The organism is Bradyrhizobium sp. TM239 (assembly GCF_036247985.1).
GTDB lineage: Bacteria > Pseudomonadota > Alphaproteobacteria > Rhizobiales > Xanthobacteraceae > Bradyrhizobium > Bradyrhizobium ottawaense.
In genome coordinates this window covers 43046-61572 of record NZ_BTIR01000022.1, presented here as the reverse complement: position 1 = coordinate 61572, position 18527 = coordinate 43046, and the positions used below count along the sequence as shown (strand labels likewise).

General features: G+C 65.2%; 20 protein-coding genes and 1 pseudogene. 12 read left to right on the top strand and 9 right to left on the bottom strand.

Going from position 1 to position 18527, the window contains the following annotated elements; all coding sequences use genetic code 11:
* Nucleotides 1-354: 354 nt before the first annotated feature.
* A pseudogene (locus AABA84_RS30055) lies at nucleotides 355-587 on the bottom strand (hypothetical protein).
* 283 nt (nucleotides 588-870) lie between these two features.
* Between AABA84_RS30055 and AABA84_RS30050 the strand changes: the two are divergent.
* From AABA84_RS30050 to AABA84_RS30015, 8 genes are all read left to right on the top strand, one after another.
* Nucleotides 871-1008: a DUF1236 domain-containing protein gene (locus AABA84_RS30050; RefSeq protein ID WP_338309143.1), complete on the top strand. Its 138-nt coding sequence runs from the start codon at nucleotides 871-873 to the stop codon at nucleotides 1006-1008.
* A 309-nt stretch (nucleotides 1009-1317) separates the two neighbouring features.
* Complete coding sequence (locus AABA84_RS30045) at nucleotides 1318-2775, top strand: sensor histidine kinase (RefSeq protein WP_338314001.1); 1458 nt, start codon at nucleotides 1318-1320, stop codon at nucleotides 2773-2775.
* A 167-nt stretch (nucleotides 2776-2942) separates the two neighbouring features.
* Nucleotides 2943-3764 carry a FadR/GntR family transcriptional regulator gene (locus AABA84_RS30040; protein WP_212247936.1) on the top strand — a complete coding sequence of 274 codons (822 nt, stop codon included), beginning with the start codon at nucleotides 2943-2945 and terminating at the stop codon, nucleotides 3762-3764.
* 151 nt (nucleotides 3765-3915) lie between these two features.
* Complete coding sequence (locus tag AABA84_RS30035) at nucleotides 3916-4737, top strand: ABC transporter permease (RefSeq protein WP_038947001.1); 822 nt, start codon at nucleotides 3916-3918, stop codon at nucleotides 4735-4737.
* Complete coding sequence (locus AABA84_RS30030; RefSeq protein ID WP_095426387.1) at nucleotides 4734-5540, top strand: ABC transporter permease; 807 nt, start codon at nucleotides 4734-4736, stop codon at nucleotides 5538-5540. The genes AABA84_RS30035 and AABA84_RS30030 overlap by 4 nt, the downstream gene beginning before the upstream one ends.
* Nucleotides 5537-6295 (top strand): ABC transporter ATP-binding protein, encoded by a 759-nt coding sequence (locus AABA84_RS30025; protein ID WP_338309145.1) that lies wholly within the window; start codon nucleotides 5537-5539, stop codon nucleotides 6293-6295. The genes AABA84_RS30030 and AABA84_RS30025 overlap by 4 nt, the downstream gene beginning before the upstream one ends.
* Nucleotides 6292-6624 (top strand): hypothetical protein, encoded by a 333-nt coding sequence (locus AABA84_RS30020; protein WP_338309146.1) that lies wholly within the window; start codon nucleotides 6292-6294, stop codon nucleotides 6622-6624. The genes AABA84_RS30025 and AABA84_RS30020 overlap by 4 nt, the downstream gene beginning before the upstream one ends.
* A gap of 4 nt (nucleotides 6625-6628) precedes the next feature.
* Entirely contained in the window at nucleotides 6629-7684 is a 1056-nt protein-coding gene (locus AABA84_RS30015) for an ABC transporter substrate-binding protein (protein ID WP_212247930.1), read from the top strand.
* Nucleotides 7685-7742: 58 nt separating this feature from the next.
* Here AABA84_RS30015 and AABA84_RS30010 read toward each other — a convergent pair whose 3' ends face one another.
* A complete protein-coding gene (locus AABA84_RS30010; protein ID WP_338309147.1) occupies nucleotides 7743-8474 on the bottom strand; it encodes a cytochrome c biogenesis CcdA family protein in 732 nt (243 codons plus the stop codon).
* A 206-nt stretch (nucleotides 8475-8680) separates the two neighbouring features.
* Nucleotides 8681-8947, bottom strand: a complete 267-nt coding sequence (locus AABA84_RS30005) for a hypothetical protein (RefSeq protein WP_212247927.1) — start codon at nucleotides 8945-8947, stop codon at nucleotides 8681-8683.
* 482 nt (nucleotides 8948-9429) lie between these two features.
* Between AABA84_RS30005 and AABA84_RS30000 the strand changes: the two genes are divergently transcribed.
* The 4 genes from AABA84_RS30000 to AABA84_RS29985 all read left to right on the top strand — a co-directional run bounded on the left by AABA84_RS30000 (nucleotide 9430) and on the right by AABA84_RS29985 (nucleotide 12362).
* Nucleotides 9430-10479 (top strand): LysR family transcriptional regulator, encoded by a 1050-nt coding sequence (locus AABA84_RS30000; protein ID WP_212247925.1) that lies wholly within the window; start codon nucleotides 9430-9432, stop codon nucleotides 10477-10479.
* 29 nt (nucleotides 10480-10508) lie between these two features.
* A complete protein-coding gene (locus AABA84_RS29995; RefSeq protein ID WP_020608151.1) occupies nucleotides 10509-10880 on the top strand; it encodes a helix-turn-helix domain-containing protein in 372 nt (123 codons plus the stop codon).
* Between the two features lie 269 nt (nucleotides 10881-11149).
* Nucleotides 11150-11971, top strand: a complete 822-nt coding sequence (locus AABA84_RS29990; RefSeq protein WP_338313940.1) for an enoyl-CoA hydratase — start codon at nucleotides 11150-11152, stop codon at nucleotides 11969-11971.
* 103 nt (nucleotides 11972-12074) lie between these two features.
* Nucleotides 12075-12362 carry a hypothetical protein gene (locus tag AABA84_RS29985; RefSeq protein WP_212247921.1) on the top strand — a complete coding sequence of 96 codons (288 nt, stop codon included), beginning with the start codon at nucleotides 12075-12077 and terminating at the stop codon, nucleotides 12360-12362.
* Between the two features lie 64 nt (nucleotides 12363-12426).
* On the opposite strand, the gene AABA84_RS29980 is transcribed toward AABA84_RS29985, so the two are convergent.
* From AABA84_RS29980 to AABA84_RS29955, 6 genes are all read right to left on the bottom strand, one after another.
* Nucleotides 12427-13506: an isocitrate/isopropylmalate dehydrogenase family protein gene (locus AABA84_RS29980; protein WP_338313939.1), complete on the bottom strand. Its 1080-nt coding sequence runs from the start codon at nucleotides 13504-13506 to the stop codon at nucleotides 12427-12429.
* 109 nt (nucleotides 13507-13615) lie between these two features.
* Nucleotides 13616-14683: an alcohol dehydrogenase gene (locus AABA84_RS29975; protein ID WP_338313938.1), complete on the bottom strand. Its 1068-nt coding sequence runs from the start codon at nucleotides 14681-14683 to the stop codon at nucleotides 13616-13618.
* A gap of 76 nt (nucleotides 14684-14759) precedes the next feature.
* On the bottom strand, nucleotides 14760-15731 hold the full coding sequence (locus AABA84_RS29970) for an ABC transporter ATP-binding protein (protein ID WP_212247909.1): 972 nt from the start codon (nucleotides 15729-15731) through the stop codon (nucleotides 14760-14762).
* Complete coding sequence (locus AABA84_RS29965; protein WP_338313937.1) at nucleotides 15728-16720, bottom strand: ABC transporter ATP-binding protein; 993 nt, start codon at nucleotides 16718-16720, stop codon at nucleotides 15728-15730. Before AABA84_RS29965 ends, AABA84_RS29970 begins: the two co-directional genes overlap by 4 nt.
* Nucleotides 16717-17589, bottom strand: coding sequence for an ABC transporter permease (locus AABA84_RS29960; RefSeq protein ID WP_212247903.1), 873 nt, complete (start codon nucleotides 17587-17589; stop codon nucleotides 16717-16719). The genes AABA84_RS29965 and AABA84_RS29960 overlap by 4 nt, the downstream gene beginning before the upstream one ends.
* On the bottom strand, nucleotides 17576-18526 hold the full coding sequence (locus AABA84_RS29955; RefSeq protein ID WP_212247901.1) for an ABC transporter permease: 951 nt from the start codon (nucleotides 18524-18526) through the stop codon (nucleotides 17576-17578). Before AABA84_RS29955 ends, AABA84_RS29960 begins: the two co-directional genes overlap by 14 nt.
* Nucleotide 18527: the final 1 nt, after the last annotated feature.

Below are 18527 nucleotides of genomic sequence, written 5' to 3'. Positions count from 1 at the left end.
CTGTAGCCGGGCCGTGAGCGCAGCCGGTATGCGGCTTGCGAAATGGAAGCGTATGAAAAACGTCGGCCGGACGGAAGTCATTTCGCGTGCGCTGGAGGTACTCTTCGTCGCAGGGTTACGCCCGGCACGCCTGCTGCACTGCAACTCGCGCTCCTGCCGGCGCGGCCAGTCCGTATGGGCGCAGTCGCACTCTCGTAGGAGGCGGACCACGAGCGGACCTGTGCGCTGCACGCACGGACCCGCTCGCCCGTTACTGCTGGCCTAGTGCATATGCCCGATCAGATGGATGCCGCCGCCGATCACCAGCACGGCCGGCACGGCCCAGCAAGATCAATACCGGCATTTGAATCCTCCTCAGTTTGACGTGCAGCCTTCACGGTCTTCATGCCGCTTTCAGCCTCGGTCCGCGATTTGTAGATCGTGCCCGACGGGCTGACGACGGTCATCGACGTGTCCGTCAGCTTCCTGTCGACGATGGTGCACTTCTTCGTCTTGGCGTCCTGCACGACGTAGAACTCGTCGACTGCGAACGAGGGCAGGGACAATGCAGTAAGCATCAACGCTGCGGTTACTATTCTCAGCTTCATTTGCTTCTCCTCCAATCGCCGCGCTTTCCCGACCGGCTCATTCAAAACCGGCGCTTATTCTCGTGAGGAGGACAAAGATGAAGAAGCTGCTCTTGCTATCCGCCGCGGCTGTTCTGATCTCGACCGGCGCCTTCGCGCAATCCACTGTGGTGACCATCACCGAAACCGGTCACACGGCAGCGGTTCAGATCGAGCCGCAAGACCAGACCAGGATCAAATCCTACGTCACTGGCATCACCTTCGCCCGATCACGACAAAGGAAAGGATCATCGTCGGCGCGACCGTGCCGGGCGACGTCGAGCTGGAGGCCGTGCCGTCCGATTGGGGTCCCTCGCTCACCAAGTATCGCTACGTGTATTCCGGCGATCGCGTGATGCTCGTGGACCCAGGCTCGCGCACAGTGGTTCAGGAAATCGATTGATCAAGTCGTGAGGCGGCCGTCTTGAAGGCGGTCGCCTGCCCGGGTTTGACCGCATGACCTCGCATCGAGACGCCGGGATCGGCACTTCTGACCGCACTCCGCTTGAGCTGAAGCGCGGACATCCCGGACTGCGCTGCAACATCTCGTTTCCGAACCGCTCGCCATCTGCGAAAAACATGGCGCCGCGCAAGTCCCGCACGTATGGTCTGCCCAAAATCATAATCCGGCGCCGCTGCGCCGGAACCGGGACGCCCGCGTTTGTCAAAGCTCACCCTGCCGGTCCGGCTCGCTCTTCTGGTGACGGGAACGATGTTGCCGCTGATCGTCTTTGCGGTTGGCATTGTGTTCTACAATTACAAGCAGGATCGAAGCGACGCGACCCGTCGGGTGCTGGAGAACGTGCGCAATATGCGCCTCGTGCTCGACTCCGAGGTGCAGCGGATGACCGGCGGCTTGCAAGTGCTTGCACTGACGAATTCGCTTCGTAACGACGACTTCCAGAACTTCCGCCGCATCGCGCTCGGCTTCCTCGACCAATATGGCAAGGGCGGGCTGGTGCTGATCTCCGATCGCAAGGGCCGGCTGCTGTTTTCCTCCGCAACGGAAGACACCGCAAGCCTGCCGCCACGCGGCCATCTCGAGATCATCGAAAAGGTCTTTGCGACCAGGTCGCCGCAATATTCCGACCTGTTCACCGGCGCGATCAACGGGCGGCAGGTGCTCACCGTCGAGGTTCCGGTGTTCCGCGACGGCGAGGTGATCTACGACCTCTGCTTCAGCCCGCCTATCAGCATCTTTCAGGAGCTGGTGGAGAAGCAGCGGCCCGACCGGCTCTGGACGGTGACTCTGCTCGACACCAAGGGCATCGTGTTTGCACGCGCGCCGAACCCCAGCGAGACCTTCGGCAAACGCGCCTCGCCCTCGCTCTATGCCGAGATGTTCCGCCGCAGCGAGGCATCGCTCCCGACGGTGTCGCTCGACGGCATCGCTCTGGCCGCGGCCTACACACGATCGCGGCTGACGGGCTGGACGATCGCCGCCGGCGTCGACGAAAGCTCCCTGATCGCGCCGCTCTGGCGCAACATCGCGATCACCAGCCTGATCGGCGGCATCCTGCTGCTGACCGGCCTGACCTTCGCGGTCAGGATGGCGACCACGATCGCGCGCGGCGAGATGCTGCACAATCTCCTGATCGACGAGCTCAACCATCGCGTCAAGAACACGCTGGCCTTGATGCAGGCGATCGCGGTGCAGACCTTCCGCAGCGCCAGCCGGGACGAGCGGATGAAGTTCGAGGGACGGCTCGGCGCACTGGCCGAAGCGCATAATTTGCTGAGCCAGGAGAAATGGGCGGGCTCCGAGCTGCGGGAGGTGATCGCCCGCGCGCTTCAGCCGTTCCTGATGAATAGTCCCGACCGCATCCGCATGGCCGGACCCGCCGTGCCGCTATCGCCGCGGCTCGCCGTGGTGCTGTCGATGATCGTGCACGAGATCGCCACCAACGCCGCGAAATATGGCGCGCTATCCAACGAGTCCGGCCGGGTGACGCTGGACTGGGAGATCATCGCCGATGCCCCGAAACCGCGGCTGCGCCTGATCTGGACCGAGATCGGCGGACCGCCGGTGACCGCGCCGGTACAGCGCGGCTTCGGCTCGCGCCTGATCGAGCGCAGCGCACGCGACCAGCTCGGCGGCGAGGCCACCGTCGACTTCCTGCCGCGCGGCGTGGTCTGCACGGTGGTCTGTACGCTGGACGAGGCGCGGTAGCCGCTCCGGGCCTGACGCCATATCGCAGCGCAATACAGCCTTCCTGCGACAATTGCGCTCGCCCCACGCAATCATCCGATGTTAAACATCGGATGATTGTGAAGCTGCCGGCGGGCGGCCAATACAAATGAACCGGCCGCGACAGGCCGGCGGGGAGAACCAAACCGGTGGCAAGAGCGCGGCCGAGCCCAGCCGACAAACTGATCAAGCCCGGCCGCATCCGCGCCGTGCTGACGACGCTCGGCCGCGAGATCGCCCAGGATCTCATCCCCGTCGGCACCACCCTGCCGCCGGAGCCGGAACTCGAAGCCCGTTTCGGCGTCGGGCGCGGCGTGGTGCGCGAGGCGATCAAGACGCTCGCCGCGAAGGGCCTCGTCAGCGTGCGACCGCGCCACGGCACGCAGGTGCTGCCGCGCCACGAATGGAGCCTGCTCGATCGCGACGTGCTGAGCTGGCTCGTCGGCCAGGACGAACCGGATCGCGATCTGCTGCTGGCAATCCAGGAGGTGCGCTCGATCATCGAGCCTGCAGCCGCAGCGCTTGCGGCCGAACGCGCGACCAGGAACGATCGCTGGCGGATCGATACGGCCCTGGCCGCGATGCAGACCGCAAAGGACCAGGCCAGCGCCCTCGCCGCCGACAAGGCCTTTCATCTTGCCATCCTGGATGCGACCCATAACCCGGTGTTGCAGGGCTTTCGCAGCGCGATCGACACCATCCTGAGCACCGTCTTCACCGTCGCCGTCGGAAGCCCCGGGGGCTGGTTCAAGGATAATTTGCCGAACCACGTGGCGGCGGCGCGGGCCATCGAGAGCGCCAACCCGGAAAAGGCGCGCGTGGCGATGGAACGCCTGCTCGGCTACACCCGCCTGAAGCTCTCGAACCGGAAGACGGTCATCGCTGCGGCAACTCGCAAAACCGACGGATCGGCCGTGCGCGCGGCCAGGACGTCGGGCGTCACGAGCAGGAGGAAACGTCGTGGACCGTGACAGGAAGGGCTCGCCCCACATCCACGCTCCGCCCGGGATCGCGGTCGTGGCAACCGACGGGCAGCCGCGATCGCGCGAGACACGGTGACGATGTCAGGAATGATCAGCGTGAAATGCCGGCACAGGCATAGCTGAGCGTCAGGGAGGTCAAATGCAGGTGACGGGCAGTCTGAAAGGTCGATCGTCGCGATTGATCCGCAGCGTCAATTCGCTGGCGGGCGCTGCGATGTTCGTCGCGCCGCTGCTTGCGCTGGTGGCGATCTGGGCGATCGTCGTCCCGCTGTTCAACGTCAATCCGCGCGTGTTTCCATCGGTCGGCGCGGTCGGCGCGGCCGCCATGGAGTCGATCCGCGACGGCACGCTGTTCGCCCATGTCGGCGCCAGCCTTTTGCGCGTCGGCCTCGGCACGCTGATCGGCATCGCCACCGCCGTGCCGCTCGGTATCGCCATGGGCGTGAGCCCGACGGTGGCGGCCTTTCTCACGCCATTGTTCCGCTTCTTCTCGGTGCTCGCCGGCATCGCCTGGATTCCGATCGCGACCTTGTGGTTCGGCTACGGATTCGGTGCGATCGTCTTCGTGATCTTCAACGCCGTGTTCTTCGTCGTCGCCTACAATACCCTGCTCGGCGTCAGGACCATTCCACACACGCTGCGCAATGCTGCCGCTTCGCTTGGCGCCGGCCGCTGGGCGCTGCTGACCGAGGTGCTGCTGCCGGGGGCGCTGCCCAACATCGTCACCGGCATCCGCACCGGCCTCGGCTTTGCCTGGCGCGGGCTGATCGCCGCCGAGATGATCGCGACCAATGTCGGGCTCGGCTACATGCTGTTCGTCGCACGCGATTTCTATCGCACCGAGGTGATCGTGTTCGGCATGATCGTGATCGGCGTGCTCTGGCTACTGATCGACCGTCTGCTGCTGGTCCCGCTGGAACGCGCGACCATCGAACGCTGGGGCTTGGTGAGGCGCGCATGAACCTGCTGCTGCAAATCTGGGGCGGCTATACCCGCCTGACCCGGCGCTGGCCGGGGATCGCGGCCATCATTCCCTTCATCCCGGTGCTCGCGCTGTGGACCGCCGTCAGCGAGGCCGGGGTGTTTCCGCGAGCGTTCTTCCCCGGCCCCGCCGATGTGCTGCGCGCGTTCTTCACGCTCACCTACAAGGGGATCCTGCCCGACTATCTTCAGGACAGCCTGATCCGGCTCGCAACCGGCGCCGCCGTCGGCATGGCGCTCGGCATTCCCTTGGGCATCCTGATCGGCACGAGCCGCTGGGCACACCGGATCTGCTGGCCGGTGCTGCTGTTCTTCCAGGCGATCGGCGACATTGCCTGGCTGCCGATCCTCTTGATCTGGTTCGGCTTCGGACTGACGACGATGACCTTCGTCATCGTCTACACCGTGCTGTTCCCGGTCGTGCTCAACACCGTGCTCGGGGTTGAATCCGTGCCGCGCGACCTCGCGCGCGCCGCCCTCAGCCTCGGTGCCTCGCGCGCGCGGGTGCTCTGGGAGGTGACGCTGCCGGGCGCGCTGCCCAACATCATCACGGGCCTGCGCAACGGCCTCGGTTATGGCTGGCGCGCGCTGATCGCGGTCGAGATGATCGTCGGCACATCGGGCATCGGCTTCATGATGTTCGATGCCCGCCGCGCCGGCTCCACCGTCGAGATCCTGCTCGGCATGATCATTCTCGGATTGCTCTGGTACATCGTGGACGCCTGGGTCCTCGCGCCGCTCGAGCGCGTGACCGGCCAACGCTGGGGATTGGTGACATCATGAAGACGCTTTCGCTGCGCAATCTCGGCAAGACCTATTTCGATCCTTACGCAGGCGCGCATGTCACCGCCGTTCACGACGTCTCGCTGGACGTCGAGCCCGGCGAGTTCATCTCGGTGGTCGGCCCGTCCGGCTGCGGCAAGACGACGATCCTCAACATGATCGCCGGCTTCATCCCCTATTCGAAGGGGGACATCCTGCTCGACGGCAAGCCGGTGCACGGGCCCGGCCCCGAGCGTGGCGTCGTGTTCCAGTCGTTCGCGCTGTTTCCCTGGAAGACGGTGCTCGACAATGTCGGCTTCGGCCCGAAGATGCGCGGCGTGCCGAAGGCCGAGCGCGACCGCATCGCGCGCGAATATCTCGCGCTCGCGGGGCTGTCGCACGCGGCGCACCGCTATCCCAACGAGCTCTCCGGCGGCATGCAGCAGCGCGTCGGCGTGGTGCGCGCACTCGCCAACAATCCCGACGTCCTGCTGATGGACGAGCCGTTCGCCAGCGTCGACGCGCAGACGCGCATGACGCTCCAGGAGGAGCTGACCAGGATATGGCAGGAGCGCAAGCCGACGGTGATCTTCATCACCCATGACGTGCCGGAAGCGGTGTTTCTCGCCAACCGCGTTGTGGTGCTGTCGAAGGGACGCGTGCTGGACGAGATCGCGGTCGACCTGCCGCGTCCCCGCGTCTGGGACGACCTCGTCAAGGACGACGACTTCAAGCAGCTCTCGGCGCGCGTGCTCCAGATGGTGCGCGCGGCATGAGCATCGCCTCCGACGTCCTGCGCTCGCCCAAGGGCCGCATCGTGCTCGGCGCCATTGCCGCATGGGCGCTGTTTCAACTCTGGTTGACGGTTGCCGCGCCGGGAAAGATCTCGCCGGACCTGAAGGGCACATCGGAAAAAGTGAACGTGCAGATCGAGCTGCCGTTCACGCCGGAGCGCTTCCACGTGCTCGCATTCCAGCAATATGGACGCGTCTCGGGAACGGATGAGCATTCGATCGAACTACGCGGCGTCAAACGAACGGACCTCAACGCCGTCGCCCGCCCCTATTGGGTGACGGCGGTGGGGCCGATAAAAGAGGGAGGCTGAGAATATGAAACGACTCTTGCTGCTCGGAATCGCGCTCTTGGCCGGCATGGTGCCGGCGAGCGCCCAGACCCCGACGAAACTGAAGGCCGGCATGGTCACCGGCATCGACCAGATCGGCCTGCCGATCGCACTCGAGCGCGGCTTCTTCGAGAAGTACGGGCTCGACGTCACCATCGCACGCCCCTACGCGACCGGCGTCGACGCACTGAACGCGTTGCAGGCCGGCGAGAGCGAGATCGTGCAGGTCGGCGTGCCCATGATCGGCGCCGTGCTGCGCGGCATGGACCTTGTCGCACTTGGCAATTACAGCGGCAACGCCACCAAGGCCGGCTCCGACGCCACCATGGCGATCATCGCGCGCGAAGGTTCAGGCATCGTCAAGGGCGACCTGTCGACGCTGAAGGGCAAGAAGATCGCGGCCTCCTTCGGCACGATCAATCACCTCTACATCCTGGCGACGCTGGAGAAGGCCGGGCTGAAGCCCGACGACGTGACGCTGGTCAACACGCCGCCGCCGGACATGACCGTCGCCCTGCTCGCCAAGGGTATCGACGCGTTCTCGGGCTGGGATCCCTGGCCGATCGTTGCCGGCAAGGATGTGCCCGGCGCGGTCGAGATCATCCGAGGCGGCGACGTGATCTCCTATATCGGCTTCAACGTCGCGCTCCGTCCCTGGGTGCAGGCCAACGGCGAGACCATCGAGAAATTCCTCGCCGCCGTCTCCGAGGCCGACCAATGGATGCGCAAGAACCCGAAGCAGGCGGCGCAAGTCGCCACACGCTGGATTCCGGGGCTCAAGCAGGAGGTCGCCGAGGCAGCGATGCAGTTCAACATCCAGCAGGCGGACCGCCGGCTGTCGGCCAACAACTACCGCGCGCTGTGGAGCGCCGAAGACCGGCTGTCGCGGCTCGGCATCCTCAAATCGACCTTTGACGTCAATGCGCATATCGAGCCGAAGCACATTCTCAAGGTCATGAAGGATCGTCCCGAACTGTTCGCCGATCTGCCGCCGATCCCGGAGACGGCGGCGATTTCGCCGGGCTACGTGTTCAAACCCTGAGTCAACCGCACACGGGGACGCCGGCGCGATCAGCGCGCCGGCATTTCCGGATCACGCCCTACCCGATGGTCTGCAGCGCCGGGAACGTCTCAAGCAGCCAGATGCTCACATTCGAGACCGCGCCGGTGAGAAAGCCGATGCCGGTGATCACCATCAGGACGCCCATGGCGCGCTCGACATTGACGAGATGGCCTTTCATCCGCGCGAACAGCGCGGAGAACTGCTCGATCATCAAAGCGGCGATCAGGAAGGGAATGCCGAGACCGGCGGAATAGACCGCGAGCAGCCCTGCGCCCTTTGTCACCGTGGCCTCAGCGGCGGCGACCGAAAGGATCGCGGCGAGGATCGGGCCGATGCAGGGCGTCCAGCCGAAGGCGAAGGCGAGCCCCATGATATAGGCACCCCAGAGGCCGACAGGCTTGGGGATCGGCAGCCGTCCCTCGCGCATCAACAGGCCGATGCGCGTCAGTCCCAGGAAGTGCAGGCCCATGATGATGATGACGATGCCGGCGAGGATCGACAGCTCCGCCGACCAGGCACGAATCAGCCCGCCGATCAGCGAGGCGCTGGCGCCGAGCGCGACGAACACCGTGGAGAAGCCGAGCACGAACAGCAGCGCCGACATCATGATCGCGCGCTTGGAGGCCGAGGCCGGCTCGTCGCTCTCGACATGCTCGATCGTGGCGCCCGTCAGATAGATCAAATAGGGCGGGACCAAGGGCAGGACGCAGGGCGAGAGGAAACTGACGAGGCCGGCAATCAGCGCCGCCGGGATCGAAACATTTTGCATGATGCCGTCTGAGCCATCTCAGGCACCGGTGCGGCGCGCCGGGAATGCGCGCGGCCCGAAGCCGAACCGGCCTTGGTGTAACCGATGCCGGAGAATGCGCAACAGAGGCGCACGAAACCAGGGCTCCTCCCGATGCCGCCTGCGATCACAGGTGCGGCATCGGGACGCGCACAAACCTCGCCAAAAAGCGAGATTGGGCGGCGCGGCTACTTCACCACGCGGAGCAGCGGACGCCGGGGCTGGTCCTGCGTCTGCTTGGAAGGGGACGGCGGCTCGCTCGCAGCGCTCCGCAGCATTTCGTCGCACAGTGCCTTGAGATCGGCACTGTCAATTCCTTTGAGTTTCATCCTGACGTCGAGGATGACAATGGACAGCAGCTCGGCCGACTCACGGCTGTCGCACGCGTTGAGAGCCCTGCGGCACCCCTCGAGCGTTTCCAGCACCGACTGCAACTGTTCGTCTGAATGCGACACCGGCGTTCTTTCCGTTAATTCGGCCTGCGAGACGTGGTTGTGACGACCCCTTCGGCCCCCATGGAATACCGAGGATAGCATGAGGCCGCTGCGCCTCTGAACCTGATTTCAGTAGGTTTCTGCCTCGGAACTGCGGTTCCGGCTAACCTCGCCGCACTGCGCCGTTGGCCATGGTCGAAGCAGTTCGAGAGCAAACGCCTGGCGTGCTGTGATTGATCCATTGAAGGAGCCGGCGGCGGCTTTCGCGCAAGCACGTTCATCGCGGACAGCGCCTGCAATCCCGCAGCCATTTCACGGCTCGCAACGGAACTCACGCCACACCCCTCATCCGGGCGACGACCTGCCCGATTCCCAATTCTTGGCAGCACTCAGATACCACCCACGAGGTAGTAAGGATGACGTTTAAAACTCATCATCCCCCAACCCGCAGTGGTTGTGGTTTGCGCCAGATTCTGCCAGTTTAGTCACCCGAAGGGACTTGTATGCACTCCTTGGCGGAAAGGGGCGTTCCTCTGGCGGAACGCCCAAAGACAAACATCAGCGGCCTCTCCGATTGGGATACGGCTCGCATATTTCTCGAAGTCGTCCGATGCGGCAGTTTCCGCTCGGCGGCTGAACGTCTGTCCTTGTCGATCAACGCCGTGCGCCGGCGAATCGACGATTTCGAACGCCAGACCGGCACCACACTCTTCACCCGCGACGTCCATGGCACTCATCTGACCGATGAAGGCGCGCTGGTGGTCTCCGCCGTCGAGCGCATGGAGGCCGCCACCTTCGACGTGCTGCGCGCCAGCGATTCGATGGCCAACGCCCTGTCGGGCGAGGTCCGGGTCGCTGTCACCGAGGGGCTCGGCACGTTCTGGCTCGCCCCGCGCCTGGTTGAATTCCAGCAGGCTTATCCGAAGATCCTCGTCGACCTGCATTGCGCGATGCGCTCGGCCGACGTCTCGCGCCACGAGGCCGACGTCGCCATCCATCTGTCGCGTCCCTCGGCGCTCGACATCAAGCTGGTGCGGCTCGGCCGCATGCATCTGATGTTCTGGGCCTCCGAGAAATACATCGAGAAGCATGGCGCGCCGCGCTCGGCGGCGGAATTGATCAAGCATCGCCTGGTGCTGCAATTCGCCGACCAGCTTGCCGCCAAGGAATCCTTCGAGAGCTTCTTCCCGGGCGTGTCGGAACGTGACCTTCTGGTCATGAAGACCAACGTCTCGAGCGCCAACTACTGGGCGGTCGCGAATGGCGCCGGCATCGGCGTCTTCCCGAGCTACGCCATTGCGCTTGGCGGGAAGTTGATTCCACTGGAGGTCGAGTTGAACCGACCGCTGGATATCTGGTTGTCCTACCATCCCGGTAGCGGCCGTATTCCGCGCGTGCGGCACATGATTGATTGGCTGATCGAAGCTTTCAGTCCGGCTCGCTTCCCGTGGTTTAAGGAAGAGTTCGTGCATCCGCATGAATTCAAGGACTCGTATATGGGCGAACCCCTGACCCAGCTCTTCGGGGGATTTTCAACCGAAGAACAAAGGTGAAAACGAAGATGAAAGCAGCGGCGAAAAGAATGAAGCAGCGCAGTGCCGGCAAGCCGGACATCGAGCTTGGCAAGCGGATCCGTCTGCGGCGCGTCGAGATGAAGATCTCGCAGGCCGAGCTCGGCGAGAAGCTCGGCGTCAGCTTCCAGCAGGTCCAGAAATATGAGAAGGGCGTCAATCGCGTCGGCGCGGCTCGGCTGCAGCAGATCGCCTCCGCCCTCGACGTGCCCGTGACCTTCTTCTACGACGGTGACAACAAGGCGCGCGAAGTCGAGAGCCTGCTGTTCCTCGATTCGGCCTTCAGCCTCCGCCTGCTGCGCGCCTACAGCAAGATCAAGGACCAGACCGTGCAGCGTCAGCTGGTCTCGCTGATGGAATCGATCGCGGCGAACGAGAGCTGAGATCGACCGACGGTCTGCTCAAGGCCGATCTTCAATCCGCCGCGTCACGGGGGCGCGGCCGGATTGAACGAGCATATTCCGGCTCGCGCGCTTGCGCGCGGCCTTTGCGGGGCGGCACGACCGCCCCTTTTCTTTGCGCGCGCGACACTCGGGACCACGCGCCATGCAATCCCGGTACAGGCGGATGCAGACTCGCCCACCCTGCCGCGGTTGACCCCGGAAGCGCCAGCGCAGCACATTGCCCCTCGCACATGACCAGCGAGCAAGCGATGCCCGACATCTTCAGCACGACCGAAGTGCCCTACGCCGACGGCAAGATCCTCCGGCATACGACCAGCGGCATCGGCGTGATCACCTTCAATAATCCCGACAAGCGCAACGCGATGTCGCTGGAGATGTGGGAGGGATTTGGCGAGGCCTTGACCAGCCTGCGCGACGACGAGACGGTGCGCGTCGTGATCCTGCGCGGAGCCGGCGGCAAGGCCTTCGTCTCCGGCGCCGACATCAGCCAGTTCGAGAAAACCCGCCATAACGCGGCAGCGTCCGAGGAATATGCCAGGCGTAGCGCCGCCCAGCGCGCACTGCTCGCCGACTATCCCAAGCCGACGATCGCCTGCATCGAGGGTTTTTGCCTCGGCGGCGGCATGCAGGTCGCGATGCTCGCCGACATCCGCATCGCCGCGCATGGCAGCCAGTTCGGCATTCCCGCCGCCAAGCTCGGCATCGCCTATGGCTATGACGGTCTGCGGCACCTGGTGTCGCTGGTCGGCCCGTCCTGGGCTCGGCTTCTGATGTACACGGGCATGCGTATCGATTCGGATGAAGCGCTGCGCATCGGCCTCGTCGAACGCGTGTTCCCGGTCGACGAGCTCTGGGGCGAGACCATGACGATTGCCGAGACGATCTCGCAGAACGCCCCGCTCGCGATCAAGGCCGCCAAGATCACCATCGCACAAGTGCTGAAGGATGAGAGCCAGCGCGACATGGACGCGATCAAGGCGATCGGCAATGCCTGCATGGATTCCCGGGATTTCCGCGAGGGCCGGCAGGCCTTCATGGAGAAGCGCAAGCCGCAGTTCCAGGGACGTTGAAGCTGAACCGACGTTCACGAAGATTAAATTCCTCTTGCAGCTCAGCGCGGTAGCAACCAGTTGATCTGGCGAAAGTTCTCCCGCCACAACGAGGGAGATCGCGATGACACTGAAATTTGCTGTTCTTGCTCTGGCCACCATCGGCGGTGTGGCGCTCGCGTCGGGCGGGGCGCTCGCGGCAATGCCGAATGGCATCCCGCAGGCGGACAAGATTGCAAGCGGTCCGGTCGCTGACGTCGATCAGGTGCGCTGGGTGTGTAACCCCTGGGGCCGCTGCTTCTGGCGGCCGAACTATTACGGCGCCTACGGCTATTACGGCGGCCCACGACGCTTCTACGGCCCGCGCCCGTGGGGCTGGGGCCATCGCCACCACCATTGGCGCCGCTGGTGAACGACAAAGGGGCCGCGAGGCCCTCTTCTTTTGAGATGAACCGGCGCCGCGGCTCGACTGCTTCTCAGAGCGCCGCCAACACCGCTTTCGTGATATCCGCGGTGCCGTTGCTGCCGCCGAACTCCATCGGCTTGATGCCGCCGGCATAGACCTGATCCACCGCACGTTCGATCGTCTCGCCGGCTTCCGCCGCGCTCTCGACGCCGTGCTTGTCGGCGAGCCAGTCCAGCATCATCGCCGCCGACAGGATCATGCCGGTGGGATTGGCCTTGCCCTGCCCCATGATGTCAGGCGCGGTGCCGTGGCAGGGCTGGAACACGGCGTATTTGTCGCCGATGTCGGCCGACGGCGCCATGCCGAGGCCGCCGATCAGGCTCGCGGTGATGTCGGAGACGATGTCGCCGAACATGTTCTCCATCACCATCACGTCGAAATCCCAGGGGCGTTTCACCAACATCGCCGAGCAGGCATCGACATAGAGCCGGTCGGTCTTCACGGTGGGATGCTTCTTTTCGATCTCGTCGAAAATGCCGCGGAAGAACGCAAACGCCTTGAACACGTTGGCCTTGTCGACGCAGGTGAGCAACCCCGGCTTGCCGCGCGCCTTACGCCGCTCGGCCAGGCGAAACGAGAACTCGAACAGGCGCTCTGAGGTCCTGCGCGTGATCACCATGGTCTCGCGCGCGTCCTCATGGGTGACGACGCCCTTGCCCATCGAGGCGAACAGGCCTTCGGTCGATTCCCGGATCACGACGAGATCGATGCCGCGCGCATCGGCGCCGACGATCGGGCTCGGCACGCCCGGGATCAGGCGCGCGGGTCGCACGCCCGCATAGAGATCGAAGATGAAGCGCAGCTCGATCTGCGGCGCGATCTCGGTATTGTCGGGGTAGCGCACCGACGGCAGTCCGCAGGCCCCGAGCAGGATCGCATCCGCCTCCTCGCACAGCTTGATCGTCGTATCAGGCATCGATTTTCCGGTGGCGAGATAGTTGTTGGCGCCGGCCGGTGCCTCGGTAAAGCGGAAGCGCAAATCCGATTTCTGCTCGATCTTGCGCAGCACCTCGATGGCCGGCGCCATGACTTCGGGACCGATGCCGTCACCGGCGAGCACGGCAATGTGGAAGGCGTTGTTTGCGGACATTGGGGTTCCTGTATTTTCAGGCGTCATTCCGGGGCGGTCCGCAGGACCGAACCCGGAATCTCGAGGTTCCGGGTTCGATGCTCCGCATCGCCCCGGAACGACGAATACACTACGGGGTCAGCACCGTGCGCCCGACCACCGCGCCCTGCTGCAATTGCAGCAGCGCGTCGTTGGCCTTGGCGAGCGGCGCTGTCGTCACCGGGATCGGCGGCACCTTCTTGGTGCGGACAAGGTCGAGCAATTCCTGCGTCTCGCGCAAGTTTCCGACATAGCTGCCCTGGATCGTCACCGCCTTGATCGGAATCAGCGGCAGCGCCCAGGTCGCGCCGCCGCCGAACAGGCCGACGATCACGAGCTTGCCGCCCTTGGTCAGGCAGTCGAAGCCAAGCTGCGTCGTCGCGGCATTGCCGACGAGGTCGATCACGGCGCGGATCGGCCCGCCCGCTTTCTTGGCGAGTTGCTCCAGCGCATCCGGCGCCTTCGGGTCGACGGTGGCGAGCGCGCCGGCCTTTTCCGCCGCCTCGCGTTTCCTGGCGTCGATATCGACCATGATCGCGCCCTTGCCGCCCATCGCCTTGAGCAGCGACAGCGCCATCAAGCCGAGACCGCCGGCGCCGAACATCACGATCGGCGTGTCGAAATGCTGCTCGACCTTTTTGAGCGCACTGTAGGTGGTGACGCCCGAGCAGGCGTAGGGCGCGGCCGACGCGGGATCGAGGCCTTTCAGATTGAGCAGATAGCGCGGATGCGGCACCAGCATGTGATCGGAATAGCCGCCGTCGCAATAGACGCCGAGCGAGCGCGGCGTCAGGCACATGTTCTCGTCACCAGCGAGGCACGTCGCGCACTTGCCGCAGCCGATCCAGGGATAGACCAGCCCGACATCGCCGAGCTTGAGATCGCCCTGGTCGGTCGGTTTCACGTCAGGGCCAAAGGCCAGGATTTCGCCGACCGTCTCGTGACCCATGGTCAGCGGCAGGTTGATGCCGCGATCCTTCAGCGACAGCGGCTTGCGGCCATGGCCGAGATCGTAGCCGCCTTCCCAGATGTGGAGGTCGCTGTGGCAGACGCCAGCGGCCTTCACCTTGATCAGCACCTGCGTGCCCGAGGGCTGCGGCGTCGCCTCGTCGAACTCCTTCAGCGGCGCCTTGAAGTCGGCGACCTTGAAACTCTTCATCGGCGTTCTCCCGGCATGCTTGTCGTTGTCGCGCCACCATGCCATGGCCGGCGAGGCGAGACAAACCGGTCTTAGTTCAGGTCAGCGGATGATGGCAAGCCGCGAACTGGCCGGGCCCGACTTCGCGCAACTCCGGTATCTCCGCGCTGCATCGCTGATCGGCCCGCGGGCAGCGGGTGCGGAAGCGGCAGCCCGACGGCGGCGCAATCGGCGATGGCGGCTCACCCGCCGCCACACTCTCGGCGGGACGCACATCCGGATCAGGCACCGGGATCGCCTGCAACAACAAGTTCGTGTAGGGATGCACAGGCTTTGCGAACAATTGCTCGGACGGACCGACCTCGCAGAGCCGGCCGAGATACATCACCGCGACGCGGTCGCTGACCGCTTTGACCACCGCGAGATCATGCGCGATGAACAGCAGCGTCAGGCCGAAGCGCGCCTTCATCTCCTCCAGCAAATTGAGGATCTGCGCGCGGATGGAGACGTCCAGCGCCGAGACCGGTTCGTCGCAGACAATGAATTCCGGATTGAGGACGAGCGACCGCGCGATACAGATGCGCTGGCACTGCCCACCGGAGAATTCGTGCGGCAGGCGGCCCGCCACGATGTCGGGATCGAGCCCAACCGCGCTGAGCACCTCGTGAACCCTACGCTTGCGCTCTGCACCGTCCTTGACGCCGGCGATGATCAGCGGCTCGGCCACGATGTCGCCGATGCGACGGCGCGGATTGAGCGAGGCGATCGGATCCTGGAAAATAAGCTGCACGCGGCGGCGCATCTTGCGCAGCGCCTCGCCCTCCATCGCGGTGAGGTCCTCGCCGTCGAACAGCACCCGGCCGGACCTGGCGCGGCGCAATTGCAGCACGGCGCGTCCCAGCGTCGACTTGCCGCAGCCGGACTCGCCGACCAGCCCCAGCGTCTCCCCGCGCGCGACCTGGAGGCTGACACCCGAGACGGCGTGAACCGTCCTGTTGCCGAGACCATACTCGACGACGAGACTGTCGACGTTCAGCAGCGGCTCGGCGCGCACGGCAAGCTGCATCATGCGCCAACGCCCTCCACCATCTGGATCGGGTGGAAGCAGGCATAGAGATGATCAGGCATCTCGGCGCTCTTCAGGTCGGGCTTGGCCTCATGGCAGCAGCTAGCGGCATAGCGGCAGCGCGGCGCGAAGGAGCAGCCACGGAGCGGCCGTGTCGGATCGGGCGGACGGCCGGAGATCGCGGGCAGCGGCGTATGCGGCGCGGCCTCCAGCTTCGGGATCGCCGCCAGCAGCGCCTCGGTGTAGGGCATGTGCATGCGCTTGAACAAGGCTTGCGTCGGCGCGCGCTCCACCACCCTGCCCGCATACATCACCGCGACCTCGTCGGCGCGGCCCGCGACCACGCCGAGATCGTGGGTGATGATGATCATGGCCATGTGGCGACGGCGCTGCTCGCGTGCGAGCAGATCGAGGATCTGCGCCTGGATGGTCACGTCGAGCGCGGTCGTCGGCTCGTCCGCGATCAGCAACTTCGGCTCGCAGGACAGCGCGATCGCGATTGCGATACGCTGGCGCATGCCGCCGGAACATTGATGCGGATATTGCGTGAGCCGCTGCTCCGGCGCCGGAATACCAACAGCCGCCAGCAGCTCGATGCTGCGCTTCCGTGCCGCGGAGGCATCGAGCTCGAGATGCTCCTGGATCGTCTCCATCAGCTGCGTGCCGATGGTCAGCACTGGGTTGAGCGAGGTCATGGGATCCTGGAACACGACTGCAAGGTCGCGCCCGCGCAGGCGCCGCAGGCTTTCAGGCGCGAGCCGCACCAGATCCTGGCCGTCGAACATCACTCGTCCCGTGAGCTTGGCCTTCTTCGGCAAGAGCTGAAGCACCGCACGCGACAGCATGGTCTTGCCGCAGCCGGACTCGCCGACGATGCCCAGGGTGCGGCCCGCCTGCAGCGACAGGTCGACATGATCCACGGCGCGCAAATTGCCGCGCGGCGTCGGCAGCTCGACTGCGACGTCCGCGATGGTCAGCAGCGGGGCGCTCACAGCGCCCCCTGACGCGGGTCGGTCAACGCCCGCAAGGTGTCGCCGACCAGATTGAAGGCCAGCACGGTGAGGAACAATCCGGCCGCCGGCAGGAACGCTAGCCGCGGCGCGACGTCCAGGCTGTCCCGCCCCTCGCCGATCATGCTGCCCCAGCTCGCCATCGGCGGCGGCACCCCAAGACCGAGGAAGGACAGCGCACCCTCGACGACGATGGTGACGGCAACGCCGAGCAGGAAGAAGGCCAGCAGCGGCAGGATCACGTTCGGCAACAGCTCGCGCAGCAGGATGCGCGCATGGCTGGCACCTAACGCCTCGGCCGCGATCACGAATTCCCGCCGCGCCAGCGTCAGCGTCGCGGCCCGCGCCACACGCATGAAGGCGGGAATGCCGAGCACGCCGAGGATCAGGGTGAGGTTGGGGACCGATTGGCCGAGATAGGCGGTCACCGCGAGCGCGAAGATAAGCGGCGGAAAGGCGAGCAGCACGTCCATGCTGCCGACCACGATTGTCTCGAACCGGCCGCGGAAATAGCCGGCAAGGAGGCCAAACGCGCCGCCGATGGTGAGGCCGATCATCGGTGCGATCAACCCGACCGTCAGCGAGGCCCGCGCGCCAAAAATCAGGCGGGCGAGTTCGTCGCGGCCGAGCCCGTCGGTGCCGAGCCAGTGCTCGCTGGAGAACGCCGCACGTCGCTCCAGCATGTCCATGTCGACGGGATTTTGCAGCGGCAGCACCGGCGCGAGGATCGCGAGGGCAAGGATGATCGCGAGCCAGGTGCTCGCGATCCAGAACAGGAGGCCGAGCTTGCGCTTGCGGCCAACCGGCACGGGCACCGCCTCGTCCTGCATCGACAGCTCAAGCGTGGCCATGGCGGATCCTGGGGTCGAGCACGGCGTAGAGCATGTCGACGATAAAGTTCACGATGACAAAGCCGCAGGCGACCAGCAGCACCACCCCCTGGAGAATGACGAGGTCGCGGGTGTAGATCGCCCCGACCAGCAGCCGGCCGATGCCGGGCAGCGCAAAGATCGATTCCACGATCAGCGTGCCGCCGAGCAGGCGGCCGATATTGATGCCGGTGACCGTCACCAGAGTCAGCGACGACGGCTTCAGCGCATGCACGAACAGGATACGCGCCGGCTTGAGGCCTTTTGCCTTGGCGAGCGCGATATAGTCCTCCTGCAGGGTCGCGATCATGTCGGAGCGCAGCACCCGCATGATGCCAGGCCATTCCGCCAGCGCCAGCGTCAGCGCCGGCAGCACGAAGAAGCGCAGATTGCTCAGCGGCTCCTCGGTGAACGGCACATAGCCGGTCGCCGGCAGCCAATGCAGCTCGACCGCAAACAGATAGATCAGCAGGATCGCCATCAGGAAAGACGGCATCGACAGCATCGCGAACGCGCTGCCCGTCATGAAGCGGTCGAACGCGCCGCCGGCCCGCGCGGCACAGGCGATCGCGACGGGAACGCCGATCAAGAGGCCGATGAACTCGGCCATCAGCATCAGCTCGAGCGAGACCGGAATGCGCTCGGCGACCGCCTGCAACACCGTCTGCCCGGTGCGGAACGAGCGACCGAGATCGCCTTGCAGGACGTGGCCGAGCCAGCTCAGATAACGCCACCACAGCGGCTGGTCGAGCCCCATGTCGCGGCGCAGCGCCGCCACGTTCTCCGGCGTTGCCTGATCGCCGAGGATGACGAGAGCGAGATCGCCCGGCAGCAGCGAGGCGATCAGAAAAGTCAGCAGCGAGACCGCGAGCAGCACCGGCAGCATGGCAAGCAGTCGCCGAACGACGAAGTTCAGCATC

What these genes read in the sequence shown, in the direction of transcription:
- AABA84_RS30045 (WP_338314001.1), top strand. Translation starts at nt 1,318, where the DNA reads ATGTTGCCGCTGATCGTCTTTGCGGTTGGCATTGTGTTCTACAATTAC.
- AABA84_RS30035 (WP_038947001.1), top strand. Translation starts at nt 3,916, where the DNA reads ATGCAGGTGACGGGCAGTCTGAAAGGTCGATCGTCGCGATTGATCCGC.
- AABA84_RS30030 (WP_095426387.1), top strand. Translation starts at nt 4,734, where the DNA reads ATGAACCTGCTGCTGCAAATCTGGGGCGGCTATACCCGCCTGACCCGG.
- AABA84_RS30025 (WP_338309145.1), top strand. Translation starts at nt 5,537, where the DNA reads ATGAAGACGCTTTCGCTGCGCAATCTCGGCAAGACCTATTTCGATCCT.
- AABA84_RS30020 (WP_338309146.1), top strand. Translation starts at nt 6,292, where the DNA reads ATGAGCATCGCCTCCGACGTCCTGCGCTCGCCCAAGGGCCGCATCGTG.
- AABA84_RS30015 (WP_212247930.1), top strand. Translation starts at nt 6,629, where the DNA reads ATGAAACGACTCTTGCTGCTCGGAATCGCGCTCTTGGCCGGCATGGTG.
- AABA84_RS30010 (WP_338309147.1), bottom strand. Translation starts at nt 8,474, where the DNA reads ATGCAAAATGTTTCGATCCCGGCGGCGCTGATTGCCGGCCTCGTCAGT.
- AABA84_RS30000 (WP_212247925.1), top strand. Translation starts at nt 9,430, where the DNA reads ATGCACTCCTTGGCGGAAAGGGGCGTTCCTCTGGCGGAACGCCCAAAG.
- AABA84_RS29995 (WP_020608151.1), top strand. Translation starts at nt 10,509, where the DNA reads ATGAAGCAGCGCAGTGCCGGCAAGCCGGACATCGAGCTTGGCAAGCGG.
- AABA84_RS29990 (WP_338313940.1), top strand. Translation starts at nt 11,150, where the DNA reads ATGCCCGACATCTTCAGCACGACCGAAGTGCCCTACGCCGACGGCAAG.
- AABA84_RS29985 (WP_212247921.1), top strand. Translation starts at nt 12,075, where the DNA reads ATGACACTGAAATTTGCTGTTCTTGCTCTGGCCACCATCGGCGGTGTG.
- AABA84_RS29980 (WP_338313939.1), bottom strand. Translation starts at nt 13,506, where the DNA reads ATGTCCGCAAACAACGCCTTCCACATTGCCGTGCTCGCCGGTGACGGC.
- AABA84_RS29975 (WP_338313938.1), bottom strand. Translation starts at nt 14,683, where the DNA reads ATGAAGAGTTTCAAGGTCGCCGACTTCAAGGCGCCGCTGAAGGAGTTC.
- AABA84_RS29970 (WP_212247909.1), bottom strand. Translation starts at nt 15,731, where the DNA reads ATGATGCAGCTTGCCGTGCGCGCCGAGCCGCTGCTGAACGTCGACAGT.
- AABA84_RS29960 (WP_212247903.1), bottom strand. Translation starts at nt 17,589, where the DNA reads ATGGCCACGCTTGAGCTGTCGATGCAGGACGAGGCGGTGCCCGTGCCG.
- AABA84_RS29955 (WP_212247901.1), bottom strand. Translation starts at nt 18,526, where the DNA reads ATGCTGAACTTCGTCGTTCGGCGACTGCTTGCCATGCTGCCGGTGCTG.